11 protein-coding genes are annotated in these 17,890 nt (G+C 31.2%); 8 read left to right on the top strand and 3 right to left on the bottom strand.

From position 1 onward, the window contains the following. Nucleotides 1–83 precede the first annotated feature (83 nt). The 8 genes from ACJJVO_RS16795 to ACJJVO_RS16830 all read left to right on the top strand — a co-directional run bounded on the left by ACJJVO_RS16795 (nt 84) and on the right by ACJJVO_RS16830 (nt 15,277). A complete protein-coding gene (locus ACJJVO_RS16795) occupies nt 84–1,811 on the top strand; it encodes a leucine-rich repeat domain-containing protein (RefSeq protein WP_405576203.1) in 1,728 nt (575 codons plus the stop codon). Between the two features lie 201 nt (nt 1,812–2,012). Further along, entirely contained in the window at nt 2,013–4,520 is a 2,508-nt protein-coding gene (locus ACJJVO_RS16800) for a LamG-like jellyroll fold domain-containing protein (RefSeq protein WP_405576205.1), read from the top strand. A 153-nt stretch (nt 4,521–4,673) separates the two neighbouring features. Beyond that, nucleotides 4,674–5,705, top strand: a complete 1,032-nt coding sequence (locus tag ACJJVO_RS16805) for a hypothetical protein (protein WP_405576206.1) — start codon at nt 4,674–4,676, stop codon at nt 5,703–5,705. Nucleotides 5,706–5,797: 92 nt separating this feature from the next. After that, entirely contained in the window at nt 5,798–6,466 is a 669-nt protein-coding gene (locus tag ACJJVO_RS16810; RefSeq protein WP_405576208.1) for a hypothetical protein, read from the top strand. Nucleotides 6,467–6,861: 395 nt separating this feature from the next. Continuing rightward, nucleotides 6,862–9,777, top strand: a complete 2,916-nt coding sequence (locus ACJJVO_RS16815) for a histidine kinase (protein ID WP_405576210.1) — start codon at nt 6,862–6,864, stop codon at nt 9,775–9,777. A 100-nt stretch (nt 9,778–9,877) separates the two neighbouring features. After that, nucleotides 9,878–10,630: a LytR/AlgR family response regulator transcription factor gene (locus tag ACJJVO_RS16820; protein WP_405576212.1), complete on the top strand. Its 753-nt coding sequence runs from the start codon at nt 9,878–9,880 to the stop codon at nt 10,628–10,630. 106 nt (nt 10,631–10,736) lie between these two features. Further along, nucleotides 10,737–14,246 carry a T9SS type A sorting domain-containing protein gene (locus tag ACJJVO_RS16825; RefSeq protein WP_405576214.1) on the top strand — a complete coding sequence of 1,170 codons (3,510 nt, stop codon included), beginning with the start codon at nt 10,737–10,739 and terminating at the stop codon, nt 14,244–14,246. A 155-nt stretch (nt 14,247–14,401) separates the two neighbouring features. Then, entirely contained in the window at nt 14,402–15,277 is an 876-nt protein-coding gene (locus ACJJVO_RS16830; protein WP_405576216.1) for a hypothetical protein, read from the top strand. 541 nt (nt 15,278–15,818) lie between these two features. Here ACJJVO_RS16830 and ACJJVO_RS16835 read toward each other — a convergent pair. The 3 genes from ACJJVO_RS16835 to map are packed head-to-tail and all read right to left on the bottom strand — an operon-like array spanning nt 15,819 to nt 17,786. After that, nucleotides 15,819–16,187, bottom strand: coding sequence for a DUF423 domain-containing protein (locus tag ACJJVO_RS16835; RefSeq protein WP_405576218.1), 369 nt, complete (start codon nt 16,185–16,187; stop codon nt 15,819–15,821). 14 nt (nt 16,188–16,201) lie between these two features. Further along, nucleotides 16,202–16,966 carry a class I SAM-dependent methyltransferase gene (locus ACJJVO_RS16840; RefSeq protein ID WP_405576220.1) on the bottom strand — a complete coding sequence of 255 codons (765 nt, stop codon included), beginning with the start codon at nt 16,964–16,966 and terminating at the stop codon, nt 16,202–16,204. Between the two features lies 1 nt (nt 16,967). Beyond that, entirely contained in the window at nt 16,968–17,786 is an 819-nt protein-coding gene (gene map / locus ACJJVO_RS16845; protein ID WP_405576979.1) for a type I methionyl aminopeptidase, read from the bottom strand. Nucleotides 17,787–17,890: the final 104 nt, after the last annotated feature.

Here is a 17,890-nt window from a genome sequence, read left to right on the forward strand (position 1 = left end):
TGCTGTTTCAGAAATTTAGTTACAATTTTAGTAGGTTGGATTAAGATATTTGTTTTTATAAACTTTAAAATTCTTAACCTATTATGAAAAAAATTACATTTTTTCACGAACACTTAATCCATACATGTTTCGTGAGTAAAACAAAATTACTTTTTTTATTTACTATAATTTCTGCATTGAGTTATGGACAGACTTTTGATTGGGAGACAGGAACATTACTAAGTTTTGGTTCATCTAATCAAAACATTATTGCAAAGCAAATTGTTAATGGTTACGAGGTTAACTTTTCGGCCAGTGGTAGCGGTACACCTATTCTGCTTGGCACTTTTAATCAAGGTACTACAGGCAAGGCTGTTATGAATCAGCAACCTCAACAAGTTGTTCGATTAGCTTTTTTTCCTGCAGTAGATATTCAAAGCCTCAAAGCTTTTTCTGCTAATGCTAGTACTGTTAACTGGACTTTTACACCAGTTAATAGTCCAGGTAATGCCGTTGTAACAGCGAATGTTGCTCAAAATGCTGTTACAGTGAACTTAAATTGGACTAATGTTAGTATAATAGATATAACAGCAACTAATGGAAGCTCACAAAATTTTGGAGTTGATGATATTGTGTTTTCACCTTATACACCTTGCACAGTAACCATCCCAGACGCAAACTTTAAAGCTTACTTAGTTGGTAATACTGCCATAAACACCAATGGTGATACAGAAATACAGTGTAGTGAGGCTAGTGCTTTTACGGGAGCCGTAATTGTTAATGGTTTAAATATTTCAGATTTAACAGGTATAGAGGCCTTTACAAATATTTCAGTTTTAAATTGTCGAGATAATGCATTAACGAGTTTAGATATTTCTCAAAATACAGCTTTATTAGAATTGCTTTGTCAATCTAACGCATTGTCTAGTTTAGATGTCTCAACAAACACGCTTTTAACCCGTCTTTGGTGTGATGATAATAGCAGTATTTCAAGTTTAAATGTATCATCTAATACAGCTTTAGTAGTATTATCTTCTGGGAACAATAATTTAACAAGTATAGATATATCTTCTAATACGGCTTTAGTTTATTTAAGTTGTTATAATAATAGTATCACAAGTATAGATCTCTCTAATAATACCGTTTTAGTACGTGTCGTTTTAGACTTTAATGGTTTAACGAATCTAGATATATCATCAAATACTGCTTTAGAAAATCTATCCTTTCAATCTAATGCTTTAACAAATTTAGACCTGTCATCCAATACAGCTTTAAAAAATATAAAGGGTATAAATAATGGTTTAACAAGTTTAGATGTCTCGTCAAATTTAGCTCTAGAATCTTTACAGATTGATGATAATAGTTTTACAAGTTTAGATATATCAAACAACACCTTTTTAAATGTTTTACAAGCGAACAACAATTCCTTAACAAGTTTAAACGTTGCAAATGGAAACAATGCGAATTTTGTTCAATTTAATGCACTTAACAACCAAGATTTAACGTGCATTCAAATAGACGCAGCCTTCACACCACCAACAACTTGGCAGAAAGATGCAACAGCAAGTTATAGCGAAGATTGCGCAGCATTAAGCGTAAATGATTTTAATCTAAATTCAATCTCATTACATCCCAACCCAACAACTTCAATGTTAAATATAGAAATGACTAAAAACATCAAACAAGCAACTGTCTATTCTATGTTAGGTAAAGAAGTATTAAAAACTCGAAATAAACAGATCGATGTTTCTCGTTTATCAAAAGGCGTATTTTTAATTAAAATAGAAGATGAAAACGGAAATGTTTCAATCAAACGCTTTGTCAAGCAATAACGATTAATTATAGTTATTTTAAATCTCGTAAGTGCAATGCTTACGAGATTTTTTTTTGGTTTAGAAGTCCAAAATGGTGTTTCAGAAACTCACCCCATTTTAATGAAGCTTCATAGTAGATATTTGTTTTCTAAATCTTAATAAAAACCAATTATGAAAAAAATTACATTTTTTAACGAACACATAATCAATAAATGTCTCGTGAGTAAAACAAAATTATTTTATTTATTACTACTTATATGTAGTTTTTCTTTCGCCCAATTTCCTACTACTAATTTAATAGCTCAGTATGGATTTGATAATGGGTCTTTAGTAGATGGTGCTAATGGCGCTAATTTTTCTCAACATGGATCAGCTTCACTATTTGTTAATGATAGATTTGGTACAGCTAATGGAGCTTTGCAGTTAAATGGAGATGATTTTCAACGAGTAAACTTAGATCACGACTCTTCTTATGATGATATTTCTTTGTCATTTTGGATTAAGACGGCAACCAATGAAAATAATGAAAGAACAATAATTTATGACCTTGGAGGAACTTTTAACAAAGGTTACCATATTTATTTAAAAGATGGAGAGATAAACCACTATTCAAGATTTAATGTGGGTTCTAACTATATTGTTTATAATATAACATCTATGGATATTAGTGATGATCAATGGCATCATATTGCTATTACAACACATATGTTAATTTCAAAAATTTATGTTGACGGACAATTAGTGGATTCGACTGGGAATCCAAGTGCCTCAAGTTATAGTAATAGAGGATTTGATAGTAACGGTATTGTTGGTTTAGCAAGAAATAGATCTTCATACCCGACGGCTACAAGCAGTTATAGAGACGTTATTGATGATATATTAATTTATGATAGAGAGATATCAGCTGCAGAAATAACATCTATTGGTGACTATAATTTTTGTGTTGGAATTACTAATCAGTTATTTACTTCTAATATTACAGCTACAAATATAGATGTAAATGTACCAGGTACACAAACTGTGGATATTGCGTATCATGAAGTTTCTCAACCTTTTTCTTCTGCTACAGTTGTTTCAAGTGTTTCAGGAGGAGCAAGTACAACTATTACTGGAACATCGCCAGAAACTTATAAAGTTTATGTTAGAAAAGATTGTGGAAATGGTAGTTATTCATCATGGTCTGCACCCCTTATTTTTAAGAATACAGGAATACCAACTTATGTTAACTATAATGCAACAGGAAATAATGATGGTAGTAGCTGGTCTGATGCATATATTAATTTAAATACAGCGTTAGATTTGGCAAACTCTGGTGATCATATTTGGGTTGCGTCAGGTAATTATAAACCACATGCTTTTGATAGAAGCGTTTATTTTACAGTAAACAAAGAAAATTTAAAAATTATCGGAGGGTTTAATGGAACAGAAACTCAGGAATCTGATGCAGATCATGTTTTAAATACGACTATTTTATCAGGAGATTTACAAGATAATGATGTGAATACAACCGATTTTATTTCTAACTATTCAAACACAACTCGAAATGCAGATAATAGTTACCATGTTATAAATATTACGGAATACGGAAATAATTTATTATTAGAAGGTATAACAGTAAGTGATGCACATAATAATTTAGATGCTTTTGAGAGTGGTGGTGCAATTGTAAAAGATTCTGGGGTTACTAAGCTAGCCCTTAAAAATTGTATTATAAAAGATAATGTTTCAAGAAACGGCAATGCAGGTTTATTAGCTGAATATGATCTTAATGGAACAGGGATATTAGGTGAGTTGAATATTGAAAACTGTATATTCTCTAATAATATGGCTCGGTGGGCAACAGCTATATATAGCTTTGTTCGTGACGATACTGATGCAAATATAAATATTACCAATAGTTTATTTGATGGTAATATTGCAGGAAATTTGAATAGTACAACTGCACAAGGCTATGCTGGTAGTTCGGCATGGCTTAGGAATTTAAGTATTAGTAGCAGTTCTACTTTAAATATAGACATCATTAATTCTACATTTGTTAGTAATAACGATACTGGTACAGAGCAAAATTTAAATAACTTTAGTAGATCAACGTTAGCTATAAGTAGAAGTAACGGAAATGCAGGGGCAGTAAATACAACAGTAGCTAATTCTATTTTTTGGGGTAATACAGCTACTGGTGGTTTAACTGCACGTTCTATAACAGATTTATATGAACAGCCACCTACATCTGTAAATGTTTTAAATTCTATAGATGAAGCTAATTTTAACGATGCTGTAATTACAAATACAAGTAATACAACTAACTCTAATCCTCTATTTACGGATGCTGCAAATGGGGACTTTACATTAACTTCTGGTTCGCCTGCGGTTGATACAGGAGACAACAGTTTTGTTTTTGAATCCACAGATTTATTAGGAAACCAACGTGTTTTTAATACAACTGTAGATATGGGAGTTTATGAGTTTGGAGCACCATTTTTAAGTACAAATGATTTTCAACTAAATGAAAACGAAATCAAACTTTATCCAAATCCAACAAATTCAATATTAAACATAGAAATGACTCAAAACATCAAACAAGCAAGCGTCTATTCTATTTTAGGTAAAGAAGTGATTAGAACTGAAAATAAACAGATTGATGTTTCTCGTTTACCAAACGGAGTATTTTTGATTAAAATAGAAGATGAAAACGGAAACGTTTTAACCAAACGCTTCGTCAAGCAATAACACATGGTTTTGTTTTTTAGAAATCTCGTAAGTGTAATGCTTACGAGATTTTTTTTTGTTTAGAAGTTGAAATTAGCATTTCAGAAACTCAAGCTATTTGACAATGAGTTCATAGTTGATATTTGCTTTTATAAACTTAAAATTTAACCTATTATGAAAAAAATAATGATAACGGTTGCTTTAATTTTTACAGCAACCATAGCGCAAGCTCAAAAAACCTTTTACGAAGCTCTAGAAGCTAATGGTGAGACAGCAACGTACGAAGGTTTTTCTGGCATATCTATAAATGACGATGGTACTATAGCTATTGTAAGTGGTAAACCAGCAGTAACTATAACCGTAAAAAAATTGGCAACAGGACAACCTGTGGGTTTTGAAGCTAAACCCGTTTCAGAAACTTATGGTGGTTTTGGAGCGTCTGAACTAGGCGATTATGATAGAGTAGATAGTTACCCAAATGTAATGACCATAAAAAACACTTACAAAAGAGGACTCGATGGTTATATGGTAATCGACGATTTATTATTTAAGATTAGTTACATACCAAGTGACGGTGTTCCAAAAGTAGAAGATGTTACAGCTGTGTATGTTATGGTTGAGGATCGTACTGAAGCAAAAGAAAACTCAGGAAAAAAGAAAAAGAAAAAAGGTGGTTTTTTAGGACGCATGAAGGCAAAAATAGAATCTACAGGTCAATCACCAACCTATAAATATATACAAACGGTAAATATTGAAAAGATATTCAACGATTACGTCACGGCTATGAAAGCTAAACAAGCGAGTCCAATAACTGCACAAGACAAAAAAGATATTGCAAAAATTAAGCGTGCTAGAGAGGCTGGAGACGAAGAAATAAAACGTTATAACGATTCTATAAAAGCAACGCCAGAGTATAAAGACTTGCAAAGAAGAATAAAACAAAATGAGGCAAACTATCAGGCATCAGAGTTAAAAAACACGGTAACACTTCGTAATAACTCGAATCATGAAATTTATGTAGGTAGAGCTGGAAGTAGTAATCCAGGAACAAGAATTAGTGCTGGTGGAACAACCAGATGGAGCTGTGATCAAGATGCTTATTTACAAAAAATAACGAAGTCTGGTGGAAGTAATGCTTATGATTCTACTAATGTACAAGTGTACCGCAAAAATTCGGGTTGTGGTAATACGGTGTCCATAAACTAATATTCTAGAACAAAGACCAAACAAATTTAAAACTCAAATCTTTATACCATTTTTTTAAAATGAGGAATGGTATAACCTAAACCTTAAAACAAATGAAAATATTTAAACACCTAACATTAATCCTCGCTATTTTATTAATAACCGCTTGTAACAGTGATGATGATGCAACACCAAATTACGTCTTAGAAAGTGATCGTGATGCACTAATTGAAATTTATAATGCCAACACAAACAATACCTTATCTTGGGATATTACATCAACGGATGTTTCAACTTGGGATGGTGTTACAGTTGAAGATAGTAGAGTTGCAGTTTTAAGTATAGGAAGCTCTAATATTGACGATTTACCTACAACTGCCTTGCAAAAACTAACGGCATTACGATCTTTAGTAGCAAATAATAATAGTTTTTTAACCATTAATGTTAGTCATAATATTAACCTTAAAAACTTGCAATTATTTGATAATAATCTAACCGCTATTGATGTTTCTAATAATACACTATTAGAACAATTATTGTTAGAGGGTAATAATTTAGAAAATTTAGATGTAAGCATGTTGGTGAATTTAACGGATTTAAAAGGCGGTAGTAATAGTTTTTCAAATTCGGTAAACATAGCAAACGGAAACAATGCTAATATGTGGAGAATGGAATTGGGATCAAGTACTTTGAGTTGTGTGCAAGTGGATGCTGGAGCTACAGATGGTTTTACTGGTTGGTCTATTTCTAGTAATGCAAGTTATAGCACACATTGCTTGTAAATATGTGTAACATTAACACAGTTGTTATTTATTAATTCCAAATAAGTGATTAAGAAAAGTTGGGCTAATTAATTTTAGTTCAACTTTTTTTGTTTTTTGAATAAATTTTATGTGACCTATCAGTAAATTTGGTTTCTTATATGCAAGTGCTATTAGCATTTAAATATAAAAAAGTTGTTCCAGGTTAGGGTGGAGCAGCTTTTTTTTTATAGTATGAAGTCCTTCAAACAATACAGATTAGAATCGTTTTTATACGTTTAAAGGTCTTGGTTTCGTCTATTTATTTTAATTCATATAAGGGATTATTTACCATTCATTACTCAAAAAGTGCTTTCTACTAAATAAAAATAAAGTCCAATAGATTAATTTGTAAATTCAACCCTAAATTTTTCTAGTTGAAATTAAGAGGGCTTCAATATCTATTTTTCTTTACAATAACATGGTTTGTGGCTGCTCAACAACCTGTGTCCATTCATCTCACTGAAAAAGATGGCCTACCAGATATTGAGTTTTATGATATCTTGGAAGATGAGCAAGGCTTTATATGGCTGGCTGCAGACAAAGGTTTGTTTCGTTATGATGGTAAGCACTACAAATTATTTACCAATCCTATAAAACGTGGTCGCTCTTTGTTTGGATTGACTTTAGATGCTAAAGGACGACTTTGGTGTAATAATCTTTCCGGACAGTTTTTTTATGTTGAAAATAATGAACTAAAACTCTTTAAGGATTTTGAAGATATAAATACATTAGTAGATTTTAACATGTATAATAATCATCTTTTAATTTCTGTACATAATGAAATAGTCAGCGTTAACCTTGACACTAAGGCTGTAGTTAATACATTGACGGATGTTTATCAAGATCATTTTTCGGCATTAAATACTTATACAGAAGGCTTTTATTTTAATAAAAATGATGTGATTAATTTTACAGATGATGCTACCTTAAAAAATAGTCAACCCATTCATGAATATCCATTGGTAACCCAACAACAAACTGGTTTAAAAAAGTTCTTTAAGTATAATAATAGGGTGTTTTTCTTTAATGAATTAGAATCTACTAAGCATAATGCCATGTTTTATATTGATGGTAATAAGGACGTACAAGAGGTGCAATTGCCTAACATATTACTCACGTCTATTGTTGTCACTGCTTATCAAGTAAACGATCAATTATGGGTGTTAACGAATAGAGGTATTTTTATTACTGAAATTAAGAATAATAATTTAATGATTAGCGAACGCTATTTTGAAAATAGCTACACTACAGATCTTATCATAGATTCCAATACTAATTTTTGGGTGACAACGCTAAAAAACGGTGTTTTTGTAATGCCTAATCTCGCCTTAAAAAAAATAGCTTTACCAAAAAATATAGGAGTTACTGCCATTGAAAAAACAGACCAGGACGACTTGTATTTGTCGACTTCAGATTTCAATATTTTTAACTATTCTAAAACAGATCAAAGTATAGGAAAACTAGACGTTAACTTTAGAAATAATGTTTATGGAATTTGCTACAATACATTATCTAATGATCTTTTAATGGTTGCAACAACAGAGTCTATTTTTTATAATTCAGAAGAAAGATTACATAAAAGGAGTAAACTTATTGTTACAAAATCCATAACGGTTTATGATGATGATCAGTATTTAGTGAGTCTTCCGCATGGGTTATCGCTCTACAGTAAGAAAAGAGATTCTCTTTCTTTGTTACGCCTAGCTCGAAGTTATGGGTCTGTTTTAAATAGCAATAAAACGAAAGCCTATTGTAACTTCATTGATGGTTTTGGAGTGGTCGATTTGAAAACTAAGGCCTATAAAAAAATCACTCATAATGATTCAACAGTATATGGTTCTAAAATAGCAATTACTAAAGATGATATTGTTTGGGTAGCCACATATAACAAAGGGTTGTATGGATTTGTAGATGATATATTACAGTATAAATTGAATACTAGTAATGGCTTAGCTTCTAATGTTATCAATGTGATTACACCAGATGAAAAATCCTTATGGATTGCCACAGATAGAGGGTTACAAAATTATAATTATGACACCCAAAAGGTCATAACCGTAAACAAGGAAGATGGTATAGACTCTTACAACATTAACTCTCTTGTTGTGCAAGATGATGATGTTTTCTTTGGTTCTAATATGGGACTATATCAATTTGATTCAAATGCTATTATTAAAACAAGACAAACACCTCAGCCGTATTTTACTTCTGTAGCAATTTTAGAAAAAGATACTAGTATTCAATCCAATTATGAATTAGACCAAACAGATAGTGAAATTAGATTTGGTTTTAATGTAAACGGATTCCAATCTAATGAATTTGTAAATTATGAATACAAATTAGAAGGTTACAGTGACAATTGGAATGCGGTAGAAGAGGGATTAGATTTTGTAAAATTCAATACCTTACCAGCTGGGAAATTTATGTTCAACCTAAGGGCAAAAAACACTTTTCAAAATGCATATACGACCCCAATAAGTATCGCTTTAAAAATACAACTGCCATTTTATAAAAGCTGGTGGTTCTATACCTCTATTTTATTAGTGTCCGTAGGTTGTGTGTGGTGGTATTATTCCAAGAAAACAAAACGTTTAAATACGGCGCAACAACAAGCCTTAGAAAAGGCTAAGATAAATCAGCAATTGGTGTTTTCGCAATTAGAAAACTTGCGATCTCAGATGAATCCTCATTTTATTTTTAATGCGCTAAACTCTATTCAAGATTATATTATTTTGAATGAAAAGAAGTTGGCGCGTCAGTATTTAGTGAAATTTTCTAGATTAATACGAACCTATTTAGAGCATAGCCAAACCAATGAAATTTCTTTAAATGAAGAAATTAAAACACTAAAACTCTATTTAGAACTTGAGAAAGACCGTTTTGATGACGATTTTAAATTTGAAATTCACGTTGATGAAAACCTCAACTTAGAAAACACATTTGTGCCTTCATTATTTATTCAGCCTTATGTTGAAAATGCTTTAAAACACGGCTTACTTCATAAAAAAGATAATAAAAAACTGATCTTAAATTTTGTAAAAGACAGCGTCTTCAACCTTTTAATTTGTGAGATTATAGACAATGGTATTGGTCGTGAAGCATCAGCAAAAATCAAAAATCAACGAGCAGGTAATCACAAATCCTTTGCGACATCAGCTAATCAAAAACGAATCGATTTATTGAATCGAAGTCAAGATAAAAAAGTAGAATTAGAGGTCGAAGATGTATACAACACACACCAAGTCGTCTCAGGAACAAAAGTAACGATTACAATAGAATTAGCACATTGAGAAGCTATCTTATGAAGCGAGCATATGAAACATTTTAATATTAAGAGAAATGATTTATAGTGAACAGCATGTGCCTCATATAAACAAATAAAATATAGACATGACAGCAATAATTATAGACGATGAAAAACGTGCAAGACGTATTTTGCATACCTTAATTGTAGAAGAATGTTCTGAAATAGAAACGATTTTTGAGGCTGAAAATTTATTAGATGGTGTAACCATTATTAAAAAGGAACAGCCAGATATTGTATTTCTAGATATTGAAATGCCTAATCATTCAGGACTTCAGATTTTAGAGTTTTTTAAAACTGAGGCTATTAATTTTCAAATTATTTTTACAACCGCTTATGGTCATTACGCCATAGAGGCCTTTAAATTATCAGCTGTAGATTATTTGTTAAAACCTATAGATGTTGCCGAAATGAAAGTAGCTATTGCTAAAGCATCAACCTATTTAAAAGAAAATTCCATAAAAGAAAAACTACAGAATCTCGAACGTAATTTTCAGCAATTAGCCTTAAATAAAATCGCTTTAGAAGTTCCAAAAGGTATTCGGTTTGTATCGCATGAAGATATCTTGTTTTTTGAAGCCGATGGTGTTTATACTAAAGTCTATTTGCAGAATGGTAAAACAGAATTAATCTGTAAAACCTTAAAACACTTCACAGAACAACTGAGTAATAAACCACTGTTTTACAAACCACATCGTTCATTTCTAATCAATTTAAAATACATGAATGAGGTCACTAAAAAAGACGGTCTTCAGGTTATTATGAGTAATAATAAGAGTATTCCTATTGCGCGCGATCGTAAAGATGAATTTATGGACATAATCAATCGTGTATTTTAAGTTTATGTTCCATTCATTGCTTTAATCTTACCATTCACTAAAAACTTAAAAATTACCCCAAAGCACTTTTGCATTTTTGTTTCATAATTATAAAACCAAATTTATTATGAGAATAAAATTACTTTATGTATTGTTTTTAGTTAGTAGTTATGCTTTTGCGCAAAATTGGTCGCAAGTAGGATCTGCTCAATTTACAAACCTTTCATCAGACGCTGCTATGACTTTTGATGCTGCAAACGGCGACATTTATGTGGCTTATAGCAATGTAGCAGATGGCAATAAGGCTTATGTGTCTAAGTTTGATGGTACAAACTGGATGTCTATTGGACTAGTTTCCAATGACGCTGCAGATAATATTGCTATAAAAATCAACCCTTTTAATAATGAAATTGTTGTTGCCTACAGAAATGTTACTAATAATATGACCGCTTATAAATATAATGGAACTGTTTGGTCATCTATTTTCACAAATGTAGGAAGTTCAGCCTTGTCTGACCATCGTTTGCAAATTCAATTTAATGCAGTAGGTACTATTAGAGTAGCAGGAAGAGAATGGACCCAAAAGTTATTTATTGTAGAACGCAATACGGCAGGTACAGGACCAAACCATCTAGAGGTTTTACTTAATCCCAATAATCAATATAATGGAGACCACAGATACGATTTTACAGCCTACGACGAATATTTTGTGTCACAAGAAAATAATTACAACGGATCAGTTACAGGACGTAAAAATGTAGGTTCTGCAAACAATAATTTTGATTTTAATAATTTTTTAAATGGTACTACTACAAAAAATATATCAGGAATTTATGATTCTAATTATCATGCTTTTTATAATGATATAATTCCACAAGGTGCAGCAAATAACGATATTAGAGTTTACAATGGAAGCTCTTTTATTAAGTCAGTAACTGCAACTAATGATAATGTAGAGTTAAGAAAAAGCTCAAACGATGATAAACTGTATTTAATGTATGCTAATAATACAGAAGATATAGTTTTTGAAAATTACGATACTAGTTTAAATACATGGACAACTTTACCAAGTGTAGGTTTAAATTATAATAGTTCCAATTTTTTTATAAAAATGGCAATAAGTGAAGCTGATGGAAATTTATATGTATTATACCAAGATAATGATAAAGTTTCATTAAAAAAATACACTATTACAACAACAGCTTGCAACGTAAATATTCCCGATGCTAATTTTAAAGCAGCCTTACTTGGATTTTCATATATAAACACCAATGGTGATAGCGAAATTTCTTGTACAGAAGCATCAGCTTATACAGGGACTATAAATGTTCAAAACCTATCTATCTCAGATTTAACAGGTATAGAAGCCTTTACGAATATTACAGAATTATATTGCAAAAGCAATTCGTTAACTAGTTTAAATGTATCTGCTAATATAGCTTTAACAAATTTAGAATGTAGGCTTAATCAAATAACCAGTTTAGACGTTTCTAATAATACCGCTTTAGAAAGATTAAGTATTGATAATAATAGTATTGCTAGTTTAGATATTTCTAATAATACCGCTTTAATTTACTTATATTGTTATAGTAATCAATTAACGAGTTTAGATGTTTCTAATAATACCACTTTAGAAGTGTTACAATGTGGCAATAATCAACTAACAAGCTTAGATGTTAACGGAACTACAGCTTTAAGGTGGTTACAATGTGAAGATAATCAATTAACAAATTTAGATGTGTCTTCAAATACGGCTTTAACTACTTTATATTGTCATAGTAATCTATTAACGAGTTTAGATGTTTCCTTTAATACAGCTTTAACTAATTTAAACTGTCAGGATAACCAATTAACGAGTTTAGATGTTTCCTCTAATACAGCTTTAACTAATTTAAACTGTCAGTATAACCAATTAACGAGTTTAGATGTTTCTGGAGCTACAGCTTTAACTTATTTAAACTGTCAGGATAACCAATTAATGAGTTTAGATGTTTCTGCTAATACAGTTTTAACAAACTTATCTTGCTATAGTAATCAATTAACAAGTTTAGATGTTTCCGGAGCTACGGCTTTAAATTCCTTATACTGTTATGATAATCAATTAACAAGTTTAGATATATCTTCAAATACAGTTATAGATGAGTTATATTGCGACGATAATCAATTAACAAGTTTAAATGCAGCAAATGGTAATAATAATAATTTAATTTTTTTCTCTGCAACAAACAACCCAAGTTTAACTTGTATACAAGTAGATGATGTAGCTTGGAGTACCACAAATTGGACAAATATAGATGCTACAGCAAGTTTTAATACAAATTGTATTTGCTATGTAAATATTCCCGATGCTAATTTTAAAGCAGCCTTACTTGGATTTTCATATATAAACACGAATGGTGATAGCGAAATTTCTTGTACAGAAGCATCAGCTTATACAGGATCTATATATGTTCCAAACCTATCTATCTCAGATTTAACAGGTATAGAAGCTTTTACGAATATTACGGAATTATGGTGCGGAAGCAATTCGTTAAGCAGCTTAAATGTTTCCGCTAATACAGCTTTAACAAATTTAAATTGTTATGGTAATCAATTAACGAATTTAGATGTGTCTGCTAATACAGCTTTAGCGCAGTTACGCTGTGGTAATAATCAATTAACGAGTATAGATGTTTCAGCTAATACAGCTTTAGAGGAGTTTTTCTGTGATAATAACCAATTAACAAATTTAGATGTATCTTCAAATACGGTTTTAACGACTTTATATTGTCTTAATAATCAATTAACGAATTTAGATGTGTCTTCAAATACGGCTTTAACTACTTTATATTGTTATGATAATCAATTAACGAGTTTAGACGTTTCTAATAATACCACTTTAGAGGTATTACTATGTGCTAATAATCAACTAACAAGTTTAGATGTTTCCGGAACTACGGCTTTAATTAATTTAAACTGTAGGAATAACCTATTAATGAGTTTAGATGTTCCCGTTAATACGGCTTTAACGACTTTAAGGTGTGATAGTAATCAATTGACGAGTTTAGATGTATCTTCAAATACGGCTTTAATTTCCTTATACTGTGAGGTTAACCAATTAACGAGTTTAGATGTATCTTCAAATACTGCTTTAATTTCCTTATACTGTTTTAATAACCAATTAACAAGTATAGACATATCTTCAAATACAGCAATAGTTGAGTTATTTTGTTCTGATAATCAATTAACAAGTTTAAATGCAGCAAATGGTAATAATAATAATATCAATTCTTTCTCTGTAACAAACAATCCAAGTTTAACTTGTATACAAGTAGATGATGCTTCTTATAGTACTACAAATTGGACAAATATAGATACTTCAGCAAGTTTTAGTACAAATTGTGCAGCCTTAAGTAGTATTGATTTTGAAAAGGAAAAAATATCAATTTACCCAAACCCAACAAAATCTACCTTAAATATAAAAACAGCAACAGCAACAGCTATTGCTAATATATCTGTCTATTCATTATTAGGTAAACAAGTTATTAAAACAAACTCTAAAACCGTAGATGTTTCTAGTCTTTCAGAGGGTGTTTATCTTATAAAGATTATAGATTTATATGGAAATCAACATGTAAAACGATTTATAAAGGAATAAACCAAAGTTCTATTTATACTAAAAAAGGAAAGTCATCAAGGCTTTCCTTTTTTTATTACTATTCATTTACAAAATCTTACCATTCACTAAAAAGTTAAAATTCCTTTTCCTAGATCTTATCATTTTTGATACATAATTATAAAACCAAATTTATTATGAAGTACATTATTTTATTTTTTATTGCATTAGTAACCACAAGTACATTTGCACAGCAAACATTTTTTGAAAATATTAAAGCAAAAGGCGAAAACCCAGTTTACATTGAGTATCCAGGTGTTGGCATTGATAACGAAGGAAAACAGTCAATAAATCTTAGTCAAGAAAGAGTTGGTCAATATAACGAGCCGCAAGAAGTTATCGTAAAATTATTAAATCATGAAGGTATAGACTCTGGAATAGCTATTATAGACAAAAATGATAATGACGAAAAAGGAAGTCAATATATTGCAGATTTTACAAAAAACAGACAAACTTTTACTGGATTTCCAAACACATATATCGTTTATGAAAAAGTGTTTAACGAAGGTTATGTAGCTATTAGCAATTATATTTTTTTTATAGATCATTTTAACAGCCGTACAGAATTTGGTGATATAAGAAGAGTTTATGTGCTAAAGGGTACAACACCTGATGGTGAGGCAACTTCAAAGACTAAAAAAAAGAAAAAAGGTTTCGGTAAATTTTTAAATAAAGCAAAAAATATTGCTCTAAATAATAGTGCAGGACCAGACCCTAGAAAAGCACCAGAATATAAGGCCTTGGCTCAAGAGAATGTGCGTAAAATGATATCTGATTATTTAACCGCTATGCGCGAAAAACAAATCGCCTATACGCTAACGTCTAAAGATGAAGCAGATTTGGCTACTATGCAAAAAGAGGCAGACGCTTACAGTAAATATATTAAAGATAAAAACGATGCCTACTGGCAAAGTCCAGAAGGTCAAAAAACACTCAGAGTTTGGAAATTAAGAGACCAGCACAAAGCGAGTTGTCTTAAAACAGCAGAATCTTGTGATAGTTCTTATCATTAAACAATACAAACAAATTTAAACACTCAAATAATATCAAAAACTATGAAAATTTTTACTTTTAATTGGCTTAACACTGTTACTTTTTAATTGTAATACAGATGATGATCAATCTAAAGAAAATAGTGATCCAAGTGCTTTTGTATTAACAGAGGGAGCAGCAACAAACATAGGCATACCTTTTAATTGGACCGCGTCTATAGATCCAGACAATGACGAGGTTGTTTATGCCATTTACTTAAATAACAATTTATTAATTGAAGATTTAAACGCTTTAACCTACGTTATAGAATATAGCTTGTTCGTATCTGGTGAAAATATAATTTTAGTGATTGCATCAGACGGTTTGGGTGGAGTAACAGAGCAAGAGCTCGTTGTTAATTTATTATCCTAAAGTTACAACGAGATATTGATAATAAAACTAGAGCAGATAGTAACCATGTGTTTTTTTAGTATTTAGCATCTAGTTAAGGCTGAGTCTTTATAGGACTCAGCTTTATTTATTAAAAAACAAAAGCCATTATTATATGTACTTGTATAAAGCTTAAAAAGTATGAATCAACACCAACAACCAACCCAATACTAAGAGTAAGCCTCCAATCGGAGTAACTGGACCTAAAGCGCGTAGCTTTTTCCCTTTAGCATCAGATAAAACCAATCCGTAAATACTAAAGGAGAATAATATAATACCAATTGTAAAACACCAATATGTTGCTGAGGTTACGTTAGTAGCACTTAGTCCCAGCGCTAACAATACGATAGCATGATACATTTGATATTTTACTCCAACTTCAAAGCTATGTAATTGATCTGTAGTTAGAATTTTCTTCAACGCATGAGCACCGAAAGCTCCAAAGATTACGGCGAGCATTCCAAATATAGCACCTGTTGCAATTATAATGTGTTGACTCATTTTAAAAGTAGTTGTTATTTATAAACCACAGGAATAATTTCACCTTTAGCCAATCGATATTTATTCACCATTTCATTTGAAAGTTGAGAGGTATAATCCACTTCTTCAACTTTAAAACCTATAGAACGAAGTTTGTTAAAATAATCACGTCCATAAATTCTAACATGGTCATATTGCCCAAATATTTTAGCGCGTTCATCTCTATCAGTAATAGAGTCGTCTTCAAAAGTTACCGCTCTATCTAATTCTTGTGGAATCTGAAAAATACCATAACCACCAGGTTTCATAACGCGATATAATTCTTGCATGGCTTTAGTATCATCTGGAATATGCTCTAAGACATGATTGCAAAGAATAACGTCATAACTATTATCTTCAAAAGGCAAATCGCAAATATCGGCTTTGACATCTGCAATAGGAGATAATAAATCTGTTGTGGTATAGTTAATATTTTTAAGCTTTCTAAAACGTTTTAAAAAACATTGCTCAGGCGCAAAATGGAGTACATTTTTGTTAGCAGTAAAAAAGTCAGTTTCATTTTTTAAATATAACCACAACAACCTATGCCTTTCTAAAGAAAGCGTAGAGGGTGAGAGTACATTTGGTCTTTGATTACCATAACCGTATGGTAAAAAAGATTTAAAACTTTTGCCGTCAATTGGGTCCGTGTAAGTATTGCCTTTTAAAAATAGAGCTATGATAGGGCGAACCAAATAACTTAATCTTATTAATAAAGGTCGCGGAATAAGGTTGAGACAAAATTTAAAAAGCGATTTCATTTTAAAGTACTAAAGCTTTTTGTCTAAAAGCATCTTCTTCATTAGAGGTGATTCCTAATGCTTCATGCACATATGCAAAAGTCGATAAAATTTCAGGTTTTCCGTCTACAATGGCTATATCGTGTTCAAAATGTACACTTGGTTTACCATCTTGTGTTACAATCGTCCAACCATCACTCAGTTGTTTTACTTTGTGTGTTCCTAAATTTATCATTGGTTCAATGGCAACCACCATACCTTCAATAAATTTCTTTCCACGTCCTCTTTTACCGTAATTTGGCATTTCAGGATCTTCGTGCATTTTTCTACCGAGACCATGACCAACCAATTCTCTCACAACTCCATAGCCTTCAGCTTCGGTAAATTGTTGTATAGCAAAACCTACATCGCCAACGCGATTACCAATTTTAAGTTGCTCAATACCTTTGTAAAGTGATTCTTTTGTAATCTGAATGAGTTTCTTAGTCTCTTCAGCAACATTTCCTATTTCAAAAGTATAAGCATGATCACCGTAAAATCCATTCATAAAAGAGCCACAGTCTACAGAAACAATATCTCCATCTTTTAATGGAATGTCTGTAGGTAGACCATGAACAACAGCTTCATTTACACTGCACAATAATGTTGAAGGACAATCGTATAATCCTTTAAAGCCAGGCAGAGCACCATGGTCTCTAATAAATTCTTCAGCTATGGTATCTAAATGATTGGTGGTTACACCTTCCTTAATCTCTTTAGCTAACATGCCTAAAGTTTTCGATACTATGAGCGCACTTTGACGCATTAATTCAATTTCCTCTGCTGTTTTTACTATAATCATAATTTCAAAATATTGAGCAGCAAAGATAGGTAATACCATTTCTTGTTTGAAATTACTATGCGAGAAAATCATGATTTTTTACTTTATTCAAGATGAAAGTGAAA

Source organism: Winogradskyella sp. Asnod2-B02-A, from assembly GCF_045063645.1.
Taxonomy (GTDB): Bacteria; Bacteroidota; Bacteroidia; order Flavobacteriales; family Flavobacteriaceae; genus Winogradskyella.